Origin of the sequence: Flaviflagellibacter deserti (genome assembly GCF_042652085.1) — a bacterium.
GTDB classification, from domain to species: Bacteria; Pseudomonadota; Alphaproteobacteria; order Rhizobiales; family Methylopilaceae; genus Flaviflagellibacter; species Flaviflagellibacter deserti.
The window spans coordinates 1-4,037 of the sequence record NZ_JBHSJF010000013.1 but is presented as its reverse complement, the minus strand read 5'-3'; the positions used below and the strand labels follow the sequence as shown (position 1 = coordinate 4,037).

The following is a 4,037-nucleotide window of genomic DNA, read 5'->3' as shown; positions in this document are numbered from 1 at the left end:
GGCGCCGATCCCAAGGGCCGCTCCGGCCAATCGACCCCGAACGCCACCCACCTCATCAAGGTCGCGGTCCAGGCCGCGCTCGGCCAGCGCGAGGCGCTCGACGCTTTCGGGACAGATTACGAAACCCGCGACGGCACCTGCGTCCGTGACTACATCCACGTCTCGGATCTGATCGCGGCTCACGCGCTCGCGCTCGATCACCTCGAAAACGGCGGACCCAATCTCACGCTGAACTGTGGCTACGGGCAGGGCTATTCGGTGCTGGAGGTGATCGACGCGGTGAAGCGCGTCTCCGGCGTCGATTTCAAGGTGAACCTGTCGCCCCGTCGCCCGGGCGATCCAGCGAAGATCGTCGCCGCGGCCGACCGCATCCGTCGCAATCTTCACTGGGAGCCGTCCTATGACGATCTCGACACCATCGTCGCCCAGGCACTCGCCTGGGAGAAGCATCTCGGCGAACTCGGATCGACGGGGAACGCCCGCCGAGGCTGATGCTTCTGACCGGTCAGTAAGGCGTCACACGGATCATTTTGCGAAAACGCAAAAGAGCATAGCCCACATAGCCAAGCTAATTTCGAACGCAAAGAGTGGAAAGCGGTACTCAGTCATCGAAATCGCCGACAGCAACTGTGGCCTTAAGACCTTCTGATTTAATCCGGCTTGATGGATCAGCAAATTTTTTGCATCAAAAAGTCAATTGGTGCTTTCGGAGTTCCGGTTATAGACATCCTCCAAACGAATAATGTCATCTTCTCCGAGATAGGAGCCTGTTTGAACCTCTATCAGTTCGATGTCGATTTTCCCGGGGTTTTCTAGTCTATGAACGGCGCCGATAGGAATATAGATTGACTCATTTTCATGAACCATGCGCTGGACAGCGTCTAAGGTGACCTTCGCCGTTCCGCGAACGACCACCCAGTGCTCCGAGCGATGATGATGCTTTTGAAGCGACAATTGACCGCCCGGTTTAACAACGATCCTTTTGACCTGATAGCGCTCTCCGACGTCTAGCGACTGATACGATCCCCAAGGGCGGTGAACGCGTGCGCCGAGTTCAGCGATGTTTGGGAATGTTTGGCGGATTTTTCCGACCAACCGCTTCAGTGCGGTTGCGTCTTCTCTCTTGGCGACTAGGACAGCGTCTTCGGTCGCGATGATCGCGAGGTCTTCTACGCCAACGACGGCCGTCAGGAGCTTATCCGAGACGACCAAGTTGTTCCTAGCATCCGATAACACCACCGGACCTTTCAAGACATTGTGTTGTCCGTCCTGCGGGGAGAGTGCCCAAACCGAATTCCAGCTGCCAACGTCCGACCAGCCAAAGTGAACCGGTAAAACAGCCGCAAGGCTCGTTTTCTCCATAACCGCGTAGTCAATCGACTTGGCCGCCGTTTTGGAGAAAGCGCTATCGTCCAAGATCAGGAAGTTGAGGTCTGGCGTGGCGTTGTCGACAGCCTCGCCCGCTGCCATTTCCGTTTCAGGGTCTTGTTTCGCGTATTCCTGGAGAAGGACATCCGGGCTGAAAACGAAGTTGCCGGAATTCCAAAGATAGCCTTGTGCGATGAAGATTTCCGCATTCTGAGTGTCTGGTTTCTCGACAAACCTCTCCAGTATTCTTACCTCAGACCCGTCAATTTCTGGCCCTGGCGCCAAGTAACCGTACGCCGCGGATGGGTGGTCGGGGGTGATGCCGAAAGTTACAATCAGTCCGTTCTTGGCTGCTTCAGCGGCGGTTTTGCAGGCTTGAGAGAATACGTCCGGATTGTCGATCATGTGATCGGCCGCAACGACGACGATGATGACCTCGGAACCGTGCAACTTCCTTGCCAAATGTGCTCCTGCAGCAATCGCTGGTCCCGAGTCCCGCCGTGTCAATTCCAGGACGATGTCGGCTTCAATTCCCAATTCGGACAACTGCTCGCTGACTAAAAAGCGATGATCCCTGTTGGTCATGATGATTGGCCGACCGAAACTGGAATCCCCCTTGAACCGCAATAGGGTGCTCTGAAAGGTCGACCGATCACCGAAGAGCGGTAGAAATTGTTTGGGACGAGCTTCCCTGGAGGCTGGCCAAAGCCTCGTGCCGGAACCGCCTGACAGAACCAGTGGAATAATCATAGGCGAACCATTCCGTTGATAAGAGGGAGAAATCGGCATTGAGGACAACGTAATCTGTCCGCTCAATTTAGGGGCAATGCCGTTTTGTCGCGGCTATAGAAGTCCGAGAGCCGATCAGTCAAATTGCAAACAGTTTGTAAAATCGCTCCTCAAGCACAGATGCGTCGCACCCCCGTCACACCTTCGCCGAGATAGTAAGGTTACCATGCAATAAACGCATGCCAGAGATCATTTTGCGCAGTGTCAAATTGACTCGAAAACCCCTTTAGTTACATCACCGGGGTTAGGAATTTCGAAACCGTTGCGGGGGTGCCATGAAGTACGTCGACCTGCAAGCTGACAACCTAACTTTCCGGCCTGTCGGATGGCGATATCCATTCTCGGCACGCAGCCTCAGTGCAATTATCGCTCTTAGCGACGGAATCCTTATTTTCGGGGCTAGCTTTGCCGCCGAAACTTTGCAGGCCAGGGAATTGGCGTCGGCCGATATCGGCCGTGGGTTTGCGGTCGCCGCCGGTACTTGCGCGCTTCTAATCCCGCTGTTGCACATGCGCCAACTGTATGACTTGGAAGCGCTATTGGCGCTTCGTCGGCAGATCGCGCAAACGTTGTTCGGTTGGATTGCAACTTTATGTTTTCTGTCCGCGCTCGTGTTCGCCCTGAAGGTGGGTAGTACTTTCTCGCGTGTTGCAGTCTCATACTATCTCCTCGGCGGAGGCCTTGCTCTCGTAGCGCATAGGGTGTGGGTTCGAGCGATCATCCGGCGAGCTTTCGAGAGAGGGGCACTTAAGGGGCCAAGAATTGCCTTGATCGAGTGTTCGGTTGCTGCGGCAGCTTCCACTCGCGCCGAGATGAGGCGTTTCGGCCTCAATATCGCTCGCCGCTTCGATGTTCCTGCCGATCCGACACCATCTCATCTGGCACAGGTCGCTGAAACAGCGCTGGCTGAGATCCACGGCTCCGATATCGATGAAATTTACATCGCGGCGGATTGCTTCAGCCTCCGGCATGCTCGGCCGCTGCTTGGATTTTTGTCCGCAGCTCCGCTTCCGGTACGGCTCGTCTTGAACGAGAAAACGACAGAACTATTTACCAATAACCAACAGCGTATTGGCAAGCTTTCTTCGTTCGAAATACGCCGTCCGCCTTTATCCTGGCAGGAGCGCGCAGCAAAGCGAATTATCGATGTTGCCGTTGCGAGCATTGCTATACTGATTCTTCTACCTCTGCTGGTGATTACGGCGCTCGCGGTTAAATTAGACTCGGCGGGCCCCGTTTTTTTCTTACAGAAACGCAAAGGGTTTAACGGCCGCGCCTTCAAAATCTTCAAGTTCCGATCGATGATCGTTTTGGAGGACGGCGCAAAGATTGTGCAGGCGCAGCGAAACGACGATCGCGTGACCCGCATTGGCCGTTTTCTGAGGAAAACAAGTATCGATGAGTTGCCTCAGCTGATTAACGTTCTGATCGGCGACATGTCTTTGATCGGCCCGAGGCCGCACGCGATTTCCCACGATGAGTATTACTCGACAGAGCTTGCCGACTATGCATTCCGGCAGCACGTCAAGCCGGGAATAACCGGCTGGGCACAGATCCACGGATTTCGTGGTGAAACCGCTACCGTTGATCTGATGCAGCAGCGCATTCAACACGACATTTGGTACATCAATCACTGGAGCCTTTGGCTCGACATTTCGATCATGTTCCGAACGGTTTTTGAGGTCGTCAGGACGCGCAACGCGTTTTGACGGAAATCGACGAGTACAATCGGCGAGCGGCAACAGACCCGACCTCGATTATCCATAGTCAAAAGGAAAGCCCATGCGTATCGCGATGATTGGCTCGGGCTATGTGGGCCTGGTCTCCGGGGCCTGTTTCGCCGATTTCGGCCATGATGTGATCTGCGTCGACAAGGCGGC

The 4,037-nt window shown here is 55.0% G+C and carries 4 protein-coding genes; 3 read left to right on the top strand and 1 reads right to left on the bottom strand.

All coding sequences use genetic code 11. From position 1 onward, the window contains the following. The coding region (locus tag ACFPFW_RS18535; RefSeq protein ID WP_379771826.1) for a GDP-mannose 4,6-dehydratase at positions 1 to 492 on the top strand (492 nt) is incomplete at its 5' end. A gap of 201 nt (positions 493 to 693) precedes the next feature. On the opposite strand, the gene ACFPFW_RS18530 is transcribed toward ACFPFW_RS18535, so the two are convergent. Further along, positions 694 to 2,118: a mannose-1-phosphate guanylyltransferase/mannose-6-phosphate isomerase gene (locus tag ACFPFW_RS18530; protein ID WP_114958767.1), complete on the bottom strand. Its 1,425-nt coding sequence runs from the start codon at positions 2,116 to 2,118 to the stop codon at positions 694 to 696. Between the two features lie 314 nt (positions 2,119 to 2,432). On the opposite strand from ACFPFW_RS18530, the gene ACFPFW_RS18525 reads away from it, so the two are divergent. Then, on the top strand, positions 2,433 to 3,866 hold the full coding sequence (locus ACFPFW_RS18525; RefSeq protein ID WP_114958766.1) for an undecaprenyl-phosphate glucose phosphotransferase: 1,434 nt from the start codon (positions 2,433 to 2,435) through the stop codon (positions 3,864 to 3,866). A 73-nt stretch (positions 3,867 to 3,939) separates the two neighbouring features. Further along, positions 3,940 to 4,037 (top strand): hypothetical protein (locus tag ACFPFW_RS18520; RefSeq protein WP_379769988.1); only part of this gene is annotated, 98 nt, incomplete at its 3' end.

Coding starts and splice junctions, on each gene's coding strand:
- ACFPFW_RS18530 (WP_114958767.1), bottom strand. CDS start 2,118: ATGATTATTCCACTGGTTCTGTCAGGCGGTTCCGGCACGAGGCTTTGG.
- ACFPFW_RS18525 (WP_114958766.1), top strand. CDS start 2,433: ATGAAGTACGTCGACCTGCAAGCTGACAACCTAACTTTCCGGCCTGTC.